Origin of the sequence: Chromohalobacter sp. 296-RDG, from assembly GCF_029889885.1 — a bacterium.
Lineage (GTDB): Bacteria > Pseudomonadota > Gammaproteobacteria > Pseudomonadales > Halomonadaceae > Chromohalobacter.
Window position 1 is genome coordinate 1 of record NZ_JARANY010000050.1, and the last position, 18,776, is coordinate 18,776.

Here is an 18,776-nt window from a genome sequence, read left to right on the forward strand (position 1 = left end):
CGTCATGTTGCGTCGTCCGGGCGCGGGTGGCGTGCCTGGCGCGGGCTGGTACCGAAATGCTGCTTGTAGGCCCGCGAGAAACTGGAGGCGGAGGTGAAGCCGCTGGCCAGGCCGATGCTGAGAATGTCGCGGTCGGTTTCCCGCAATAGCTGGCGGGCATGCTGCAAGCGCAGACGCAGGTAGTGATCGCGTGGCCGCTCGCCGAGTTCTTGTTCGAAGAGCCGCTGTAGTTGGCGCAGCGAGATGCCGATGCGTGCGGCGAGCCGGGCGAGTGTCAGCGGCGTCTCGATGTGACGCTCCATCAAGGCGACGGCCTCGATCACGCTGTGCTTGTGGGTCCCCAGGCGCTGGGTCAGATCATGACGCTGGTGGTCGTGGCGAGGCCGCATGCGGGCATGAATCAGCTGCTCGGAAACGTCAGCGGCCAGCGCATCGCCATGGCGGCGAGCGATCAGGTCCAGTGTCATGTCCATCGCGGCGGTGCCGCCGGCGCAGGAGAAACCGCGCGGGCCGACTTCGAACAGCGACTCGACGGCGTCGACTTCGGGAAAGCGTTCGCGAAACGCCGGCAGGCTTTCCCAGTGCAGGGTGACACGCTGCCCCTCGAGCAGGCCGGCGCGGGCGAGAATCAGGCTGCCGGTGTCGATGCCGCCCAGCACGCAGTCGCTTTGGTGGCGCTGATGCAGCCAATGCAGCAAGTGGCGAGTTAGGCGCTCTTCGGGCTCGAAACTGGCACAGATGGCGATGCTGGGCAGGGCTGGCGCCGAGGCGAGGGTGTCGTCGGCGAGCAGCGTCATGTCATTGCTGGCGGTGACCGAGGCGCCGTCCAGGCCGATCACGCGCCAGGTGAACAGCCGCTCCCCGGCAATGCGGTTGGCGATGCGCAGCGGCTCGATGGCGGAGAAGAACGCCATCATCGAGAAACGCGGCAACAGTAGAAAGCCGATGGGCTCGGGTGACGCCCCGGCATAATGTAGACGCATCTCTCCCCCGTGATGGTAGCGACTCAGGCGGCGAACGGTGACGCGCCGAGGCGTTTACCATAGCAAATTCCCGTTGCATGGGGCGAAGCGTTGGGGAAGGCAGTGCCGGCTGGGGATAAAGCGGCGAGGGCCGGTCGTGACGACCGGCCCGGAGGGGATCAATCCTTGGCGAGCCAACCGTCGATGAGGTCGCGGTGTTCCTCGATCCACTGCTTGGCGCCTTTTGTGGGGTCGCCGACGTTTTCGATGGTCAGCATGAGATCGGCCAACTGGGCGTGGCTCATGTGCCAGGTGTCGAGCATCTCGGTGATCTCGGGATGGTCTTCGCCAAAGCCCTTGGGTGACATCCACATGATGTCGTCACCGCCGCCATAGCTCTCCTTGGGATCTTTCAGCGCCTTGAGGTCGTACTGCGCGTAGGCCCAGTGCGGCTGCCAGAGCGTGACGGCGACAGGCTCCTCGTTGGCATAGGCTTCCTTGAGGGCCGCGAGCATGGCGGGCCCGGAGCTGTTCAACTGACGAAACGGCAGGTCGTAACTCTCGATGGCGTTTTCGGTCTCGCCGGAGATGGCCGAGCCCGATTCGATGCCGATGATGGTCGGTTTATCCTGATAGTTGAAGCGCTCGGCGTTGTCCTTGAGGTCGCTGATGCTGTCGATGTCTTCCATGTAGGCGGGCACCACCAGTTCGTCTTGGGCGCCATCGAACCAGGCATCGTGAACGTCGATCTTGTCCTCGTAGGGCTTGATGTACTGGGCGTCGCCATGCGGGAGCCAGACTTCCAGCGAGATATCCAGATCGCCGTTTGCGAGCCCGCTGAAGAGCACGCTCTTGCCGGTGGTGGTCAGCTCGACGTCGTAGCCTTGCTCTTCGAGCAATTGCTGCCACATGTGCGAGACGGCGATGTTTTCCGACCAGTTGTTGGTGCCGATGGTCAGCGTTTCGTTAGCCGAGACGCTCATTGAGAGGCTGGCCAGACCGCAGGCGAGGAAGAGGGTATTTAACGGTTTCATACGCGTCCTTTTTTGTGTTGGTAAATCGAAAGGGATGAGAAAGAGTGATGCGCTACGGCGTCATTCTGCCATCAGCGTGTCGGAATAGCCGTAGGTCGAGAGGCGTTCGATGCCACCTTCGGTGATCAGCACCTGCTCTTCCAGTTTGACGCCCTCGGTGCCGTCGCGGTGGCCGATATAGGCCTCGACGCAGAGCGTCATGCCGGGCTCGATGGCGCCATCGTAGCCGACGTCGTCCCAGTCCATGTCGTGAGCGATCAGCGGCCATTCGCCGGTCATGCCGCAGCCGTGGACGATGTCCAGGTAGCGGTTCTCGCGATAGCCGTCGGGTATCGGCCAGGCTTGTTGCGAGTAGTCGCGAAAGCTCATGCCGGGGCGCAGCAGGGCGATGTTGCGTTCGAGCTGGTCGGCGGCCATGCGATAGAGCGCTTTCTGCTCGGCATTGGGCGCGCCCGCGCCAGGCACGTGGAAGGTCCGCGAAAAATCCGTGTAGTAGCCGAAGCAACCCACGATGTCGGTATCGAAGGCGACCAGCTCACCTGGGGCGATGACCTTGTCCGAGCATTCCTGAAACCATGGATTGGTACGTGCCCCGGAGCTCAGAAGCCGGGTTTCGGCGTATTCACCGCCGGTGGCCAGCACGTGCTGGTTGAATATCGACCACAGCTCGTTTTCGCTCATGCCGGGGCGTATGGCGGCTTCCATGCGCGTCATGGCGGCTTCGGTCAGGGTCACGGAGCGGTGGATCAGAGCCAACTCGTCGAGACTCTTGATCGACTTGGCGCCCTCGACCACGGTGGCGGCATCGGTCAGCTCGAAGCCGGCTTGGCCCAGCGCTTCGATGGCGCCAGTGGGTGCAGACTCGATACCCAGACGTTGCCCTTGGGTATGCGAACGCTCGAATAGACCGCGGATGTCATCGACGAAGGCCTGGGTATGCGCCGCGCAGCGCGGGCCGCTGTATTGCGGCATCACCGCGCGGGCAGGATGTACCTCGTCGAGCAGCTCGGCGTTGGCCGCCAAGTGCAGGCAGGCACTGAATTCAAACAGCACCACCGGGCCGTCCGCCGCCACGTAGAGATAGCGTGCGGGATTGCGCTGCGAGTAGACCTGCATATTGCGCACGCCGCAGGCATAGCGAATGTTGATGGGATCGAACAGGATCACCGCGTCCAGTTCGTGATGCTTCATCTGCTGGCGCAGGCGTTGCAGCCGGTAGCGCTCGACGCGCGAGAGCAGTGCGGCGTCGAGCGTGGCATGGCGGAAGCTTCCGCCGGCGTAGGGGCCGCCCGTGGGAACGGATCCTGCGAGTGACACGATATCGCCCATGCAAGGCATCCTTTTGTGCAGTGGAGAAATGAGGGCCGCGCGCTGACGCTTTTCAGCGGAACCTAGCCCATGAGCGCGTCGTGACGGCGCTGATTATCGGCATCGATATGCTGCTGGGTGACGCGGCCGTAGATGCGCCGGGTGTGCTCCAGGCTGCCCATCATGTCGGGGGTCTTGGCGTACCCCAGTAGCGTGCACAGGCGCTGGCCCTTGGCGGCGGCGACGCGGTGCATCGAGTAGCGCCCCTTGAAGAGCTGCAGGTCACCGGTGTTGAGCGTCAGCGATTTGACGTCGCTGTGATCGCCCTCGAGCACGCGCTGCACGGCTGCGAAGTTTTCCTCGCCGGGACGGCGGATGCTGGGTGCGTACTGGAACTCGCCGCCTTCATTGGGGCGCCGCGTCATCAGGCTGACGATGAACTCGTTGGTATCGAAGTGCCAGGGCAGCTCGGTGTCGTCGGGCATCACGTTGATCACCAGCCCGGCAATGGGATCGGCGAACTCGTAAATCACCGGCTCTTCGAGGCAGTCGGCTACGAAGCGCTGGAAATCCGGGTCGCGGTAAAGCTGCTGGACGATGGCATCCTCGGGGATCAGATCGCGCGCTACGAAGCCGTTGGTGTAGTGCTGGAAGAAGCGTGCGGGGTGATCCTCGGGCAGTGACGGATCGTCCGGCGTGACGTAGGGATTGACGTTGTTGTCCGAGTAGAACGCCTGCGGTGCCAGGGCCTCGCTTTCCTTGCGCAGCGGCTCGATGAGGTCCTCGCGGATGAACTGCGATAGCAGGGCACAGCCGTCGGTGCGCAGTTGTTGGCGGACACCCTCGACCGCCGCCCAGTAGGTATCGCTATCGCGTTGCAGGATCGGGTAGCGTTCGAGATCGATGAAACGCGCCAGGGGATGACGCTCGTCGGTGACGTCCTGCGCGGTGGTTTGAGTTGCGAGCGTTTCCTGTGACATGAGATCGCCCTCCTGTGCGATCGTTGATCATTGGCGGTCGTTAATGAGGAGTAGCGATACGGTAAAAGGAGGGAGGGCGTGAAACTAATGAGAATGTCCGGCCATCTGCGACGAGATTCTTATCGGTCGCATGCGCCGTGGCGGATAAAGTCTTGTCTTAGGCGTCAGCGCGGTAGAGGTGCCGTAGCGTGGCCGCCAAGGGCTGGGCGACAGCTTCGATGTGGGGCGTTTGCGTATAGGCCAGGTACCAGGGAATACGTGGCAGCTCGCCGGCCAAGGGACGCATGACGACGCGTCCTGTCTGATGCGCGTCCCGCGCGGCCCAGCGCGAGAGAATGCTCACGCCCTTGCCGGCGGCGACGAGCTCCAGGATCAAGGCCACCGACTCGATCTGCACCATGTGCGAGGGATAGACACCGGCCGGCTGGAAGAAATGCTCGAACTCATGGCCGGATTCGGGGGTGATGCTGTAAGTGAAATGCCGCCCCTGATCGAAGATCTCGGCGGGCACTGCATCGCTTTGTGCATAAGGGTGCTCGGGTGGCAACACGGCCACCAGCGGTTCCTCGAACAGCAACTGGTGGTCGATGCCGCGTTGCGAGGGCACCTCTATCATGCAGACCATATCGACACGGTTGGCCAGTAATGCCGTGGTCATGTCCGCCATGGGCAAGCGCACCAGGTCGATGTCGCGTGCATGCTGGTCGTAGAGATGCGGAATCGCCCGCGAGAAGGTGTCATAGGGGCCGATGCCCAGGCGCAGGGCAGGGTCGGCCCGGCGTGCCAACTGCCACGCTTCCAGCTCGGCGCTGCGCAGGCGAGGCAATACCTCGTGGGCGGTCTCGAGCAGCCGTTCGCCCGAGGCGGACAGCGTCAGCCGGCGCCCTTCGCGGTGAAACAGCGCCACGCCTAGGCGGCGCTCCATTTCACGAATGCGATGCGTGGCCGCAGGCTGGGTGATGCCGATGGCGGCGGCGGCATCGTGCACCGTGCCATGTGTGGCAATGGCGTTGATCAATACGTAATACTTGATATCCAGCATGGGACTCGCGAGGCTCTTGATGGATGGCTGAAGAGTGGCGCGTGGCGTGAAACGGCATGCTACGCTCGATACCAGATGTCACACGGAAATGCCACAAGGAGCACGACACGATGTCGGATGATGACGACGCCGCCAACGCCGAGCTGGATGAGGCCACGATCCGCCTGGCCACGGAGATCTTCAACAGCGCACGTAACGGCGAGTCGGAAAAGCTACGCGGATGGCTGGCCCAGGGCTTGCCGCCCAATATGCGCAACGACAAGGGCGACAGTTTGCTGATGCTGGCCAGCTATCATGGCCATCTCGAAGCCACGCGGCTACTGCTCGAGCAGGGCGCGGACCCCGAGATGTACAACGACAACGGTCATCATCCGCTCTCTGGCGCGGCCTTCAAGGGCGATTTTGCCATGGCCGAGCTGTTGATCTCGCATGGCGCCTCGGTCAACGCCCGCTCTCCCGACGACAAGACAGCATTGATGTTCGCCGCCATGTTCGACAACGCCGAGGTCGTCGACTTCCTGCTGGCGCAAGACGCCGATCCTCATGCCACCGACAGTCGAGGCATGACGGCGAGCGAACTCGCTTCGGCGATGGGCGCGACGCAGACGCCCGCGATACTCGACGCCGTGTAAGCACCTCTTCGCCACAATCGCCTGGAAACGACAACGCCCCTGAGAGCAGGGGCATGGCGAGTTCAGAGGCTGCTTCAGCCGGCTGGCTGAGTGCGCTTACACCGCGTCCTTGCCGGTCTCGCCGGTGCGGATACGGATGACCTGTTCGAGCGGCGAGACAAAGATCTTGCCGTCGCCAATCTTGCCGGTGTTGGACACCTGCGTGATGGCGTCGATCACCTTTTCGATCATGTCGTCGTCGACGGCGACCTCGAGCTTGACCTTGGGCAGGAAGTCGACCACGTATTCTGCCCCTCGATACAGCTCGGTATGCCCCTTCTGACGGCCAAAGCCCTTCACTTCCGTGACGGTAATCCCCTGAACGCCGATCTCGGACAACGACTCACGAACGTCGTCGAGCTTGAACGGCTTGATGATGGCGGTCACCAATTTCATCGTCTTTCTCCTCGCATCGTATATACGGGTGGCGCATACCACCCTCGATTATGCCCAACGATCATGCTTGCAAGCATACACCGCTGGTCGCGGGATTAAAAAAGGCCCCCCGAAGGGGGCCAGGGGAGCACGCCAGCTCACTCGGTACTCCAGCAAGGTTTACGTCTTGCTGGAGGAAAACTCGGGGTAGGCTTCCAGGCCACATTCGGCCAAGTCGACCCCTTCGTATTCTTCTTCTTCGCTGACTCGGATACCCATCACGGCCTTGATGATCAACCATACGATCAGGCTGGCGATGAAGCACCACAGGAAGATGGCGAGGGCGCCGATGATCTGTGCACCGAAAGAGGTGCTGCTATTGGTGAGGGGCACCACCAGGACACCCCACAAGCCGGCCACACCGTGCGCGGAGATAGCCCCTACCGGATCGTCGATCTTGAGCTTGTCTAGAGTCACGATGGAAACAACCACCAGCAGCCCGCCGACGGCACCGATGAGCGTGGCACCCAGGCCCGTGGGGGATAGCGGATCGGCGGTGATGGCCACCAGGCCAGCGATAGCACCGTTGAGCGCCATGGTCAGGTCTGCCTTGCGGAACCAGATCTTGGCGAGAATCAGCGCGGCGATGACCCCGCCTGCGGCGGCGGCATTGGTGTTGACCAGCACCTGCGCCATGTTATTGGCGGAATCGATGTTTGAGACCATCAGCTCGGAGCCACCGTTGAAGCCGAACCAGCCCATCCACAGAATGAAGGTCCCCAGCGTTGCCAGCGGCAGGTTGGCGCCAGGAATGGCGTAGATCGCGCCGTTCTTGCCGTACTTGCCCTTACGTGGGCCGAGTACCAGCACCCCGGCCAAGGCCGCGGCCGCCCCCGCCATATGGACGATGCCCGAGCCAGCGTAGTCGGAATAGCCCAGCTCGGCGAGCCAGCCGCCGCCCCAGGTCCAGTAACCGGACGTCGGGTAGATAATCGCGGTCATCACCACCGCGAAGGCCAGAAATGCCCAGAGTTTCATGCGTTCCGCCACGGCCCCGGAGACGATGGACATGGCAGTCGCCACGAACACCACCTGGAAGAAGAAGTCGGCACGATTGGAATAATAGATATCGCCGTTGCTGCTCATCACTTGGCCGACGCTGTTTTCACCGCCAAGCAGGAAGCCCAGACTTGGCAGGAACCCGCCAGCGCCACTGGAATACATCAAGTGATAGCTGAACAGCAGATACATGGTGCAAGAGATGGCGAACAACATTACGTTCTTGGTCAGGATTTCCGCCGTATTCTTGGCGCGGACCAGGCCTGCTTCGAGCATGGCGAAGCCGGCGGCCATCCACATGACCAGCACGGCGCAGACCAGAAAGTAGAAAGTGTCGAGCGCGTACGATAGCTGCGTAATATCTTCAGTCATTTATTGTGTCTCCCTTCAGCCCTGGCCTTAAACGGCGTCGGCGCCGCGTTCACCTGTACGAATACGAATGACGTCTTCGAGCGGCGTGACGAATAGTTTGCCGTCGCCGATCTTGCCGCTGTTCGCGGCATTGCTGATCGCCTCCAGCACACCTTCCAATCGGTCTTCCTCCACGGCGATTTCTATTTTTACCTTGGGGAGGAAGTCCACGACGTATTCAGCGCCGCGGTAGAGTTCCGTGTGACCCTTTTGGCGTCCAAAACCTTTCACTTCTGTGGCGGTGATCCCCTGGACGCCGTTATCGGCCAGCGCCTCGCGGACATCGTCCAGCTTGAAAGGTTTGATGATGGCGGTAATGAGCTTCATGCCAGTTCTCCCGTTGTCGGCTTTCGCCTCTCGGGACGTACGCAGAAGCCATGCCATATTGGCTGTGTGCCATTAAAAACAGCTGTTTACGGAAAGGTGTGGAAACCTCGTCGAGGGTAGTGCCCAAACATGGGCCGCTCGTCGCAAGGTTTTGGTGCGCAGTGCTGACGAGTCCGCACCAACATAGGGCATGCGTACTTCACTGGCCTTGCGTATGCTGTGGCGAGGAAGGAAACGTTCAATCCGAGGGAACTCTCATGGCGACACAAGACCTCTTCTCACGTCTCGCACAGCAAGTCGGCGACCGGCTCCAGGACGCCTCGCACGCGCCGGAAGATATCCAGCGCAGCGTTCAAGGCGTGATGCGCGGCGCCTTCGATCGCATGGAGCTGGTCTCGCGTGAAGACTTCGACATCCTGATGGAAGTGCTGCAGCGCACGCGTTCGCGTGTCGAATCGCTCGAGGCACAGGTCGCGGCATTGGAAGCGGCGCTGGACGTGGGCCAGAGCGCCCCGGTGGCCGCCGCCGAAGGTGCCGAGCCGACGACCGAACACGACGCCAAGGACGACGCCGACGAGACGCGTACGTCCGATACCTCGCACCAGAACTGATCGTCGCCTGCCAACTGACGCCGTCTCGGCCCGTCGAGGCGGTCCCCTACCTTCCGCATCACGTGCGTTACTGTAGCCAATAAATTAGTGTATACGCATATTTTGATATTATCGGGAGGAAGCTGCATGGCGCTTGCCATCATCAATACGCGTGCCGGTTTGGGGCTGGAGGCGCCGGATGTGCTGGTCGAAGTACATCTCACCAACGGCCTCCCGGGATTGGCGATCGTCGGCCTGCCGGAGGCGGCGGTCAAAGAAAGCCGCGAGCGGGTGCGCAGCGCTCTGATTAATACCGGTTTCGACTTTCCCACGCGACGCATCACGCTCAATCTCGCCCCGGCGGATCTCCCCAAGGAAGGCGGACGCTTCGATCTTCCCATTGCGCTGGGCATTCTGGTGGCTTCAGGGCAGATTCCCGTCGAGGCTGTGGCAGGGTTGGAATGTCTGGGCGAGCTGGCACTGGATGGCAAGTTGCGTCCCGTGCGCGGGGTCTTGCCGGCGGCCCTGGAAGCGCGTCGTGCCGGGCGTGCTCTGCTTTTGCCCGAAAGCAACGCCGATGAAGCGGCGTTGGCCGGTGATCTGGACGTCCTCCCTGCCGCTGATCTGCCGCAGGTCGTCGCGCACTTGCTCAAGCAGGAGAAAATTGCACCGCACCAACTTGGTGAGCGACCTGCACCGCGCTTGGCCGAGCCTGACCTCGCCGAGGTGCGTGGCCAGCAGCAGGCCCGGCGGGCGTTGGAAGTTGCCGCCAGCGGTGGCCACAATCTTTTGTTCGCTGGCCCACCGGGTACCGGCAAGACCATGCTCGCCAGTCGATTACCCGGGATTTTGCCACCCCTCCAAGAAGATGAAGCGCTGGAAGTGGCCGCCGTGCGCTCGGTATGCGGCCTGCCGATCTTAGAACGCTGGGGGCAGCGCCCGTTTCGTACGCCGCATCACACCGCCAGCGGTGTAGCGTTGGTAGGCGGTGGCGGCAAGCCGCGTCCGGGAGAGATTTCCCTGGCGCATCACGGGGTGCTGTTTCTGGATGAATTGCCGGAGTTCGATCGGCGTGTGCTGGAGGTGTTACGTGAACCGCTGGAATCGGGGCAGATCGTCGTCTCGCGGGCGTTGATGCAGAGCTGCTTTCCCGCTCGCTTTCAGCTCGTCGCGGCCATGAACCCGTGCCCGTGCGGGCATCTCGGTGACCCACGCAAGGCCTGTGTGTGCACGCCGGCTCAGGTGCAACGTTATCAAGCACGTATCTCGGGCCCGTTGCTCGACCGTATCGATCTGCAGGTGGAAGTTCCCGCGCTACCCGCCGCGCAACTCACCGAGCAACGCAGCGGCGAAAGCTCCGAGGTCGTCCGCCAGCGTGTGCTCGCCGCCCGCCAACGCCAGGCCCAGCGCGGCGCGCTCAACGCTTATTTACCCAGCCGTACGCTGGAGAATCTCTGCGCACTGGATGGCCAGGAGCGCACCTGGCTGGCCGACGTGCTCAACCGCCTCAACCTCTCCGCCCGCGCCTACCATCGCGTGCTGCGCGTCGCCCTGACCCTCGCCGACCTCGCCGAGGAGCCCCGCCCCCGACAGCCCCAACTGATGGAAGCCATCGGCTATCGCCAGCTGGACCGGCTGATCGGCGGCAATGGGGGCGTTTAAGGGCTGGCGTCTTATGGCTCCAATGCCAGCTCCATATTGACGGAATCCTCGGTATGAGCCATCCTTAATGCCAAAGGAAGCGCAGACCGGTGTAAGCGCCCGCCCACCACGAAGGTGGTTCGCACCCAAGAGTGGAATATTCAAGAGGCTCCGGATTAAGAAAACGCCCCGCCTATGCGGGGCGTTTTCATGTGCCTACCGAGGCACCTTGATCGGTTTTCCCTGGTAGCGGTTCATCAGAATCACATGGAAACGAATCGGCTTTTTGTACTTGAGGGCGTTATAACGCTCATGGGCGCTGACGATGAACAAATTGAGATCAGCCCCCGATTTCCCTCCTTTCGTGATCAGGAAGAACACCGCATAGTCGAACTGGCGCCCATCCACGACTACCTCAATAGTGACGAACTCTTCTCGGCCTGTGTGGAGGCATCTTCGATCGCCTAAGGTCTCGATAATCCCTGGCAGCATCTTCGAAAGCTTCCACCGCTCCTGGCAGAAAGCTCGTCGTTCGCGGTTATCTGCATACCAGCCATCATCAGGTACTGCTGCTACGTCGTCTGGCGTCTTAGTAAAGCAATGAAGGCCAAAACTCACGCTGACCTTGAAGCGGTGTTCAGGATTGCTCCCTTTGGGAGGTACCACATACTCTGTTTCATATGGATGCAGGTGGTTGAGATCGAAGACCTCTCCCGCCATCTTATGCGGCCTCCACTGAACCCCAGCTTTTGGTTTCCCCATTACCCCTCACGATGCCATCCATATGAGCGAAACCTATTGTACCGAATAGTGGAGTGCCGTAGAGAGAAATAGTGGAGGCAGGGAAGGATTCAGATACCGGCTATCGTCAGTTGGACTGACTGATCGGCGGCAATGGAGGCGTTTAGTCGTCCGCGTCGTAGGAGGGAGCGTCGGCACCGGGGATGCCGTCGCGTATGCGCGCGGAGAAGTCGTCGGCGTTGCCTGCTTGTCGGGCGCGGGCGTTGATGTGGCCTTGGGCCTTGAGTGCGGAGAAGGGAGCGCCGGGGGCCAACGCGCCGACGTCGTGCACGTATTCGGGCAGGTAGCCGGATAGCAGCAGGCGGTAGTCGAAGGGCAGGCGGGGAACGATGCGTTTCATCATGGCGTAGACCAGCGTGGTGCAGTTGGAGGTCAGCGTGTTGTAGTAGCGCGGATCGCGTTGCAGTTCATGGGCCTCGTCGAGGTAGGCGCGAAATAGGTCTTGCATGACCGGCTTGGGCATCTGCACGCGATACAGATAGACGTCTTCGCCGCGCACATTGGTACGCACACGCACGATGTCGCGCTCGTCGGCGGCGATGATGCTGACTTCGTATTCCTTGAAGAAGCCGCCCAGGGTGGAAAAGGCTTCGCCGCGCTCCTTGCGGATTTCCACCGAAAACGTCAGGTAGCGCCCGTCCTCGAAGCCGAAGCTGACCAGCGTATGGGCGATGGCCGGCCCCATCCAGTAGGACACCAGCAGATCGACCGAACGCAGCTGATCCAGGTCGTAGTGGCGGTTTTCCCAACGCTCATCGAAATCCTGCGGCGTGCGCCAGTGGAAGTTGCGCACGTTATCTAGCGTGACGCGGTTGTCGTCTTTCTGCGTGCCGCTGACGATATGCGCGACATCCGGTGCCCAATCGCGCTCGGTAGCGGGTTGGATCGTCCACCACCAGACGCCGAGCACGAGGTACATGGCCAGGTAGCCGAGCAGGGCGCGCGCCGGCCAGCCCTTGAGGAAAAGCCCCACGCAGCACGCCAGCGCGACAACGATCCACAGTCCCGCCACGCCGTAACGCAGCACGGTAGGGCCGGGAAGGCGATACCACAGCGCCAGCACCGCCCAGCCGCTGCTGGCGACGATCAGCAGTGCCAGCACGCCGGCGATGAGCCAGTGCCATAGTGAGGCAAGCCAAGCAGTGCGTGCCATGCTCAGTGCTGTGCCTCGAGTGCGCGTTCCAGCGCGGCCAGTCGGCCAGGCTCAAGAGCGTCCTCGAGCGTGCTGATACGCAGCACGTGGCCTAGCGCGGGATGCGCGGGGCGATGTACGAGCGTACCGGCGTCGAGCAGTTCGCGATGGACGCGGGCGGTGAGTTCCGCCTCCGGCAGACGCACGGCGATGAAGTTGGTGGCGCTGGGGGGTATGTCGGCACCTAGCGTGCGCAGGTGCTCGGCCAGGGCTTCGCGGCGGGCGATCACGTCGCGTACGTGCTGCGCGGTCTCCTGAGGATGATCGAGCACGGTGTCGGCGGCGGCCAGCGCCAGCGACGACACCGCGTAATGGATGCGCACCTTGTGCATCACCTCGACCAGTCCCGGTTCGGCGATAGCGTAGCCGATCCGCAGTCCGGCCAGGCCATGCGCCTTGGAGAAGGTGCGTAGGCGCACCACGCCGGACCAGACCTCGCCTGCAGCGGGAGCATCGGCATCGTCGCGGAAGTCGTGATAGGCCTCGTCGAGCAGCAGTGTGCAGTCCTCTGGCAGGGCGTCGCGCAGTGCCAATACATCGGCGTCGCGGTGCAGGTGGCCGCTGGGATTGTCGGGATTGGCCAGATACACTACGCGGGCGTTATCGCGCACTGCGCGGGCGGCCAGGGCGTCGAGGTCCGGCGCCAGCACACCGGGGGCGTCGCGATAGTCGACCTCGACAAGATGGCACCCCTGGCCTTCGGCAAAGTAACTGAACGTGGGATAAGTGCCCGCGCTGGCGATCACCGTGCTGCCGGGGTCGCACAGCGTGCGCAGGGCGAGCGCCATCAGGCTGTCGGCACCGGCGTCGATGACCAGCGCCTCCAGCGGCGTGCCAAGCTGGGTGTTCAGGCGTTGGCGCACGTCCATGGCCTCGGCATCGCCGTAGGCGCGGGCCAGCGTGGCGAGCTCATCGCCGAAACGCGCCTTGAGCGCCTGATGGGGCATGTCCAGCCCTTCATTGGAGCCCAGGCGATGCGGTACCTCGCGGCCTAATTTGCGTTCCAGCGCCTTGAGACCGGGGAACGGATTGTGCGGGCCGGAACGATCGAGGTGTCGAGCGTGACGCGACATGCGAGACTCCTGAAACGCAAAAGGCTCATTGTGCGACCGAGACGCGCTGGGCACAACGTGACACGCCTGGGTTTATAGCGCACTGGCGTCCAGCGCCCCGGAGAGCGTAGCGCGCCAGCTGGGGGCGTCCTGGCCGGGGCGGCGTAGCGTGATTTCCCACTGATAGGGACGCAACTCCCGGTCGGAGAGCCGCAGTATCCCGTTGCCTTGGAGTTTGCTCTCGAGCACCCAGTGATTGTTCGGCGCCTCGTCGGCCAGCATGCCCGGCGTCCAGTCGAGGACCTGGGGGCCCTTGGCCTGTGCCAGTAGGGCGCGGCCCAGGGTTTCCGTGAGCCGCCCCGGCGCGATGCCCAGCGCAGGTGATACCGTCGGCGGTGCCAGCATCACCACGATATCCTGCGTGTCACCCGACCAGGGCGGCGATTCGAGCAATGCCTCGGCGGCCTGGTTGCTCATGCCATAGACTGCCTGACGCATGTCGCCGGGCGATACGCCGCCAAGTCCGGCGCATCCCGCCAACAGCAGACATAGTAGGATGATGCCCACGGCGCGGGCAGGCTTCATGGTGTTTCCTGCGGGCAAGGGGTGGCGCTGGGTAGTGCGTCGTGCGGCTCAAGCCGGCGCTCGTAACTCGCCAGGAACCCCTCCAGCTCATGGAATAGAGGGGTACGAATCGGCTTGGCCTCGTTGACCAGATGATGGCGTGCCTCGGGATGACGATGGACATCGGCCTTGGGAAATTTGTCCTTCAGCGTTTCCAGGTTCCATTGCCAGTCTACGGTGAAGTCTTGTTCTCCCTGGAGGATCAGCACCGGCAATTCGCTGGGCGGCATGGAGAGCAGCAGAGGAATCCAGTCGCGCATGGCGCTGACCCAGGTCAAGGCTAAGCGGTCGGGCTGCAAGGGGTCGCCGCGGCGCAGGAAATCGGCGAAGCCGAGATCGGTGGTGTTGGGGCGAAACCGGCGCGGCACCGAGCGCACGAAGGGACTAACCACACGGTGCAGCCAGCTGGATTGCTGCCAGCCCCAGGGACGCACCAGCGGTGCCAGCAGCGCGAGGCCGTCCCAGCGTGTCTGATGGCCGTGGGCCAGGGCGTCGGTGGCGAGAATCGACGCGCCGGTGCTTTGGCCGATGCCGATCCAGGGGCCATCGGACAGGCCGAGACGCGTGACCTCCTCGGTCAGCGCGCTCAGGCAGCCGACATAGTCGTCGAAGTCGTCGATGGAAGCGCGCGCGCCGCTGGAGAGCCCATGCCCCGGAAGGTCCCACATCACCACGCGCCAGCCACGCGCCAACAGCAGTTTGAGCAGGTGGCGGTAGAGTCCTAGATGATCGAAGTAGCCATGCACGACGAACGCCGTGCCTTGCGGTTCGGGCGGGCTCCATACCTGTGCCCATAATTGAAACCCCCGGGCCTCGAAGAAGCCGGCATGCAGATCGGTGTTTTCGGTCAACAGCGACGCTAAGCGGTAGTGCTCGAGATAGGCACTCATGGTCGGTGACACGGGGCGTGCCATCGGCGTCAGCGGGCCTAGCTGTTTCAGGGGGGTAAAGTCGGTCATTCAGTTCTCCAAGTGCGTTCCATGCTAGCGCCCGCGCGGCCCCGAGGCTACCGGGAAGTGGCTATTTCGCCCAGCGATTTTCAGATACTGACAGGCATGTATCGGCAGGTGCATCGCGTTATTCGACGCCGGAAACGGCGCTCAGACCAATGGTGGAGATGACAGCGCGAGGATTTACGTCTAATTTGTGGAATTATTTTCCACATTTGGTACGACACCCGAGGAGAGCCCCATGACAGACCGTACGACACGCCATCGTTTGCAGGTGGCCAGCCAGCTCGATCGTTTCATCAACGACGAAGCCTTGCCCGGTACGGGTGTCGACGCCGACGCCTTCTGGGCCGGGTTCGATGCCTTGGTCCATGACCTCACGCCCACCAACCGTGAACTTCTGTCCGAACGCGAACGGCTGCAGGCTGAGTTGGATGCGTGGCACAAGGCCCATCCTGGACCGGTGCGGGACATGGACGCCTATCGCGCCTTCTTGAAAGACATTGGCTATTTGGTCGAGGCGCCGGCGAAGGTGCAAGCGACGACCGCCCATGTCGACGACGAAATCGCCATCCAGGCCGGACCGCAACTCGTGGTCCCGGTGAGCAACGCGCGTTATGCGCTCAATGCCGCCAACGCACGTTGGGGCAGCCTTTACGATGCGCTCTATGGCACCGATGTGATTCCCGAGACCGATGGCGCCGAGAAGGGGCAGGACTACAATCCCAAGCGTGGCGAAGCGGTCGTCGCCTATGCTCGAGGCGTGCTCGATCAGGCCGCGCCGCTGGCCGAGGGCTCGCATGCCGAGTCGAGTGGTTACAGCATCCGCGACGGCAAGCTGATGGTGCAATTGCAGGGTGGCCGCGAAACGACGCTGGCGCGTCCCGCGCAGTTGATGGGCTATCAGGGCGAGACCGAAGCGCCCACCGCGGTCTTGCTGGCCAACCACGGCTTGCATCTGGAAGTGCAGTTCGACGCGACGCATCCCATCGGCAAGACCGATCCGGCGCGCGTCAAGGATGTCCTGGTCGAGGCGGCGGTGAGTACGATCATGGACTGCGAGGACTCCGTGGCCGCAGTGGATGCCGAGGACAAGACCCAGCTTTATCGCAACTGGCTGGGTCTGATGAAGGGCGATCTCGCCGAGTCGTTCGACAAGGGTGGCAAGACCGTGACGCGGCGCCTCAACCCGGATCGCGATTACACGGCGCCGCAGGGTGGCCAGGTGCGACTGCCCGGGCGCTCGCTACTGTTCGTGCGCAACGTCGGCCATCTGATGACCACGCCGGCGGTGCTCGACGGCGAGGGCAACGAGATCCCCGAGGGCCTATTGGATGGCGTGATCACCAGCCTGCTGGCGATTCACGATCTCAAGAAAGGCGAAGGTGAAGCTAGTAACTCGAGGACAGGCTCGGTTTATATCGTTAAGCCGAAGATGCACGGGCCCAAGGAAGTCGCCTTCTCGAACAGCCTGTTCATGCGCATCGAGGACATGCTGGGTCTACCCCGCGACACGCTCAAGATGGGCATCATGGACGAGGAGCGGCGTACCTCGGTCAACCTCAAGGCGTGCATCAATGAAGCCGCCTCGCGCGTGGCATTCATCAATACCGGCTTTCTGGATCGCACTGGCGACGAGATGCACACCGCCATGGAAGCCGGCGCCATGCTGCGTAAGGGTGACATGAAGGGCGCCACCTGGATCGGTGCCTACGAGAAGAACAACGTGCAGACTGGTTTGGCGTGTGGCCTACGCGGTCGGGCGCAGATCGGCAAGGGCATGTGGGCGATGCCAGCGCTGATGGCTGCGATGATCGAGCAGAAGATCGGCCATCCCCAAGCGGGTGCGACCACGGCTTGGGTTCCCTCGCCCACGGCGGCGGTACTGCATGCGCTGCATTATCACCAGGTCGACGTTGCGACGATTCAGCGCGAACTGGAAGCCAAACCGAACGACGATCTGCTCGACGATTTACTCAGCGTGCCGGTGGTCAAAAGCGCGGCTTCGGGCGCTAACAAGAACCCGAGTTGGGGCGATGACGAGATCCAACAGGAGCTGGATAACAACTGTCAGGGCATCCTTGGCTATGTGGTGCGTTGGGTCGAACATGGCGTGGGTTGTTCAAAGGTGCCGGACATCCACGACGTGGGTCTGATGGAAGACCGCGCCACGTTGCGTATCTCCAGTCAGCACATCGCCAACTGGCTGTATCACGGCATCGTCAGCGAAGCGCGGGTGCGCGAGACGCTGGAGCGCATGGCCAAGGTCGTCGACGACCAGAACGCCTACGACCCCGACTACACGCCGATGACCTCGCACCTGGCCGAGTCCAGCGCCTTCCAGGCGGCGTCCGACCTGATCTTCAAGGGTCGCGAACAACCGGCGGGCTACACCGAGCCGCTGCTGCACCAGTGGCGCGCGGTGCACAAGGCGACAAAATAATAGCTACGGGCTACGGGCTACGGGCTACGGGCTACGGGCTACGGGCTACGGGCTTTCAGCGTTGTGCGATGCTGATTTTCGCGGCTCGCGGCTCGCGGCTTTTGCCCTGCGGTGGCTTGCGCTATCTTGACGACAGCGTTGTGTTCGCCGTATAGCCGCAGGGGAGAGCCCGGATGACCGTGATGACCGCCGCCGCGATCGAGGAGTTCCTCGACGAGGTCTTTCCACAGCGACAAGGCACCATCGAAGGCGTGGGTGAGATGCGTGCGACCATGAGCCTGGCCATCGAGGATGAACACTTGCGTCCCGGTGGTTGTGTCTCGGGGCCTGCCCTGATGGGGCTGGCGGATGTCTGCTTGTACGTGGCGATCCTGGCCCAGGTCGGGCCCGAGCCGATGGCGGTGACCACGGACTTCAACTGCCACTTCCTGCGCCGTGCCCGCGGCGACCGCGATCTCATCGCCAATGCACACGTCGTCAAGCTGGGCGAGCGTCTGGTGGTCGGCGAGGTGCACTTGTTTTCTGCCGATGACGAGGATCCGGTGGCCACCGTCACTGCGACCTACGCGTTGCCCGACGAAAACGATGACGATTGAGTGAGGAGGTGATAGCTCAATTAGCGGACCGCTGACGCCAGGCGCATATCGCCAATGTCAGCCAGCCGGCCATCAACGATAGTCCACCGAGTGGTGTGATAGGCCCTAGCCAATGGGCGCCGGTCAGGGCCAGAAGGTACAGCGAGCCGGAAAACGCCGCCATTCCCAGCCCCCATAGCCAGAGTACGGCTGTCTGGCCCCTCAGAGGGTGCTGCGCCCGCCAGATGAGTACCGCCATGGCGGCCAGGGTATGCCATGCCTGATAGCGCACGCCCGTATCGAAGGCCTCTAGCAGGCGTGGTGCACTGTGGCCCTGCAGGCCGTGGGCGCCGAACGCGCCCGCCACCACGACCACGAAGCCGCTGAGGGCGACGAGTATCCATCCACCACGGTGGGTCATGTCTCATCCTGTGTCACTGACTATGCTGAAACGGTGAGCGAGCGCCGAAATGCTATCCCGGGGCTCGATATCGCCGCGCTGGCGCTTACACTATGGCGTCGCATACGCCATGACAAGCATCTCGGGATGGCGTATCGTCGCGGCTTTGCCGATCTCAAGAATCATAATGGAGCATTAATCCATGGACTCTCTCGCCAGTCTCGTCGCACCGCTGCATGACGCCATCTATGCGGTGATGACACCTGTCAGCGATTTCATCTGGTCGTATATTCTCGTTTATCTCTTGTTGGGCGCGGGGGTGTTGTTCACCGTGCTGAC

Annotated in this window: 19 protein-coding genes; 5 read left to right on the plus strand and 14 right to left on the minus strand. The window is 62.6% G+C overall.

Annotated elements, in window-relative coordinates:
- Positions 1-2: 2 nt before the first annotated feature.
- The 5 genes from OP495_RS13740 to OP495_RS13760 all read right to left on the minus strand — a co-directional run bounded on the left by OP495_RS13740 (position 3) and on the right by OP495_RS13760 (position 5,326).
- Entirely contained in the window at positions 3-983 is a 981-nt protein-coding gene (locus tag OP495_RS13740; protein WP_280570048.1) for a GlxA family transcriptional regulator, read from the minus strand.
- A 158-nt stretch (positions 984-1,141) separates the two neighbouring features.
- Positions 1,142-1,996, minus strand: a complete 855-nt coding sequence (locus tag OP495_RS13745) for a glycine betaine ABC transporter substrate-binding protein (protein WP_280570050.1) — start codon at positions 1,994-1,996, stop codon at positions 1,142-1,144.
- A gap of 60 nt (positions 1,997-2,056) precedes the next feature.
- Positions 2,057-3,325, minus strand: coding sequence for a Xaa-Pro peptidase family protein (locus OP495_RS13750; protein WP_280564902.1), 1,269 nt, complete (start codon positions 3,323-3,325; stop codon positions 2,057-2,059).
- A gap of 62 nt (positions 3,326-3,387) precedes the next feature.
- Positions 3,388-4,284, minus strand: a complete 897-nt coding sequence (locus tag OP495_RS13755; RefSeq protein ID WP_280564901.1) for a hypothetical protein — start codon at positions 4,282-4,284, stop codon at positions 3,388-3,390.
- A gap of 157 nt (positions 4,285-4,441) precedes the next feature.
- The gene (locus tag OP495_RS13760) at positions 4,442-5,326 is read right to left on the minus strand and encodes a LysR family transcriptional regulator (protein ID WP_280570052.1); all 885 of its coding nucleotides are present in this window, start codon (positions 5,324-5,326) and stop codon (positions 4,442-4,444) included.
- A gap of 110 nt (positions 5,327-5,436) precedes the next feature.
- Here OP495_RS13760 and OP495_RS13765 point away from each other — a divergent pair, with 110 nt between their 5' ends.
- Complete coding sequence (locus OP495_RS13765) at positions 5,437-5,958, plus strand: ankyrin repeat domain-containing protein (protein WP_280570054.1); 522 nt, start codon at positions 5,437-5,439, stop codon at positions 5,956-5,958.
- Positions 5,959-6,054: 96 nt separating this feature from the next.
- Here the strand turns inward: OP495_RS13765 and glnK are convergent, their stop codons facing one another.
- The 3 genes from glnK to OP495_RS13780 form a co-directional block, all read right to left on the minus strand.
- On the minus strand, positions 6,055-6,393 hold the full coding sequence (gene glnK, locus OP495_RS13770; protein ID WP_178999049.1) for a P-II family nitrogen regulator: 339 nt from the start codon (positions 6,391-6,393) through the stop codon (positions 6,055-6,057).
- A gap of 159 nt (positions 6,394-6,552) precedes the next feature.
- Positions 6,553-7,803: an ammonium transporter gene (locus OP495_RS13775; protein ID WP_280570056.1), complete on the minus strand. Its 1,251-nt coding sequence runs from the start codon at positions 7,801-7,803 to the stop codon at positions 6,553-6,555.
- 27 nt (positions 7,804-7,830) lie between these two features.
- Complete coding sequence (locus OP495_RS13780; protein ID WP_280562529.1) at positions 7,831-8,169, minus strand: P-II family nitrogen regulator; 339 nt, start codon at positions 8,167-8,169, stop codon at positions 7,831-7,833.
- 257 nt (positions 8,170-8,426) lie between these two features.
- On the opposite strand from OP495_RS13780, the gene OP495_RS13785 reads away from it, so the two are divergent.
- Both OP495_RS13785 and OP495_RS13790 read left to right on the plus strand, forming a co-directional pair.
- Positions 8,427-8,780 (plus strand): accessory factor UbiK family protein, encoded by a 354-nt coding sequence (locus OP495_RS13785; RefSeq protein ID WP_280570058.1) that lies wholly within the window; start codon positions 8,427-8,429, stop codon positions 8,778-8,780.
- Positions 8,781-8,906: 126 nt separating this feature from the next.
- Entirely contained in the window at positions 8,907-10,421 is a 1,515-nt protein-coding gene (locus OP495_RS13790) for a YifB family Mg chelatase-like AAA ATPase (protein WP_280570060.1), read from the plus strand.
- A 195-nt stretch (positions 10,422-10,616) separates the two neighbouring features.
- On the opposite strand, the gene OP495_RS13795 is transcribed toward OP495_RS13790, so the two are convergent.
- The 5 genes from OP495_RS13795 to OP495_RS13815 form a co-directional block, all read right to left on the minus strand.
- Positions 10,617-11,120, minus strand: a complete 504-nt coding sequence (locus OP495_RS13795) for a hypothetical protein (protein WP_280562532.1) — start codon at positions 11,118-11,120, stop codon at positions 10,617-10,619.
- A 184-nt stretch (positions 11,121-11,304) separates the two neighbouring features.
- The gene (locus OP495_RS13800; protein ID WP_280570062.1) at positions 11,305-12,354 is read right to left on the minus strand and encodes a DUF4105 domain-containing protein; all 1,050 of its coding nucleotides are present in this window, start codon (positions 12,352-12,354) and stop codon (positions 11,305-11,307) included.
- 2 nt (positions 12,355-12,356) lie between these two features.
- On the minus strand, positions 12,357-13,466 hold the full coding sequence (locus OP495_RS13805) for an aminotransferase class I/II-fold pyridoxal phosphate-dependent enzyme (RefSeq protein ID WP_280570065.1): 1,110 nt from the start codon (positions 13,464-13,466) through the stop codon (positions 12,357-12,359).
- Positions 13,467-13,538: 72 nt separating this feature from the next.
- Entirely contained in the window at positions 13,539-14,030 is a 492-nt protein-coding gene (locus OP495_RS13810; RefSeq protein ID WP_280570068.1) for a hypothetical protein, read from the minus strand.
- Positions 14,027-15,028, minus strand: coding sequence for an alpha/beta hydrolase (locus tag OP495_RS13815; protein WP_280562536.1), 1,002 nt, complete (start codon positions 15,026-15,028; stop codon positions 14,027-14,029). Before OP495_RS13815 ends, OP495_RS13810 begins: the two co-directional genes overlap by 4 nt.
- 232 nt (positions 15,029-15,260) lie before the next feature.
- Between OP495_RS13815 and OP495_RS13820 the strand changes: the two genes are divergently transcribed.
- Both OP495_RS13820 and OP495_RS13825 read left to right on the plus strand, forming a co-directional pair.
- Positions 15,261-17,462: a malate synthase G gene (locus OP495_RS13820; protein WP_280570071.1), complete on the plus strand. Its 2,202-nt coding sequence runs from the start codon at positions 15,261-15,263 to the stop codon at positions 17,460-17,462.
- Between the two features lie 173 nt (positions 17,463-17,635).
- A complete protein-coding gene (locus OP495_RS13825) occupies positions 17,636-18,058 on the plus strand; it encodes a PaaI family thioesterase (protein ID WP_280562538.1) in 423 nt (140 codons plus the stop codon).
- Positions 18,059-18,074: 16 nt separating this feature from the next.
- Here the strand turns inward: OP495_RS13825 and OP495_RS13830 are convergent, their stop codons facing one another.
- Positions 18,075-18,458 (minus strand): DUF423 domain-containing protein, encoded by a 384-nt coding sequence (locus OP495_RS13830; RefSeq protein WP_280562539.1) that lies wholly within the window; start codon positions 18,456-18,458, stop codon positions 18,075-18,077.
- Between the last annotated feature and the right edge of the window lie 318 nt (positions 18,459-18,776).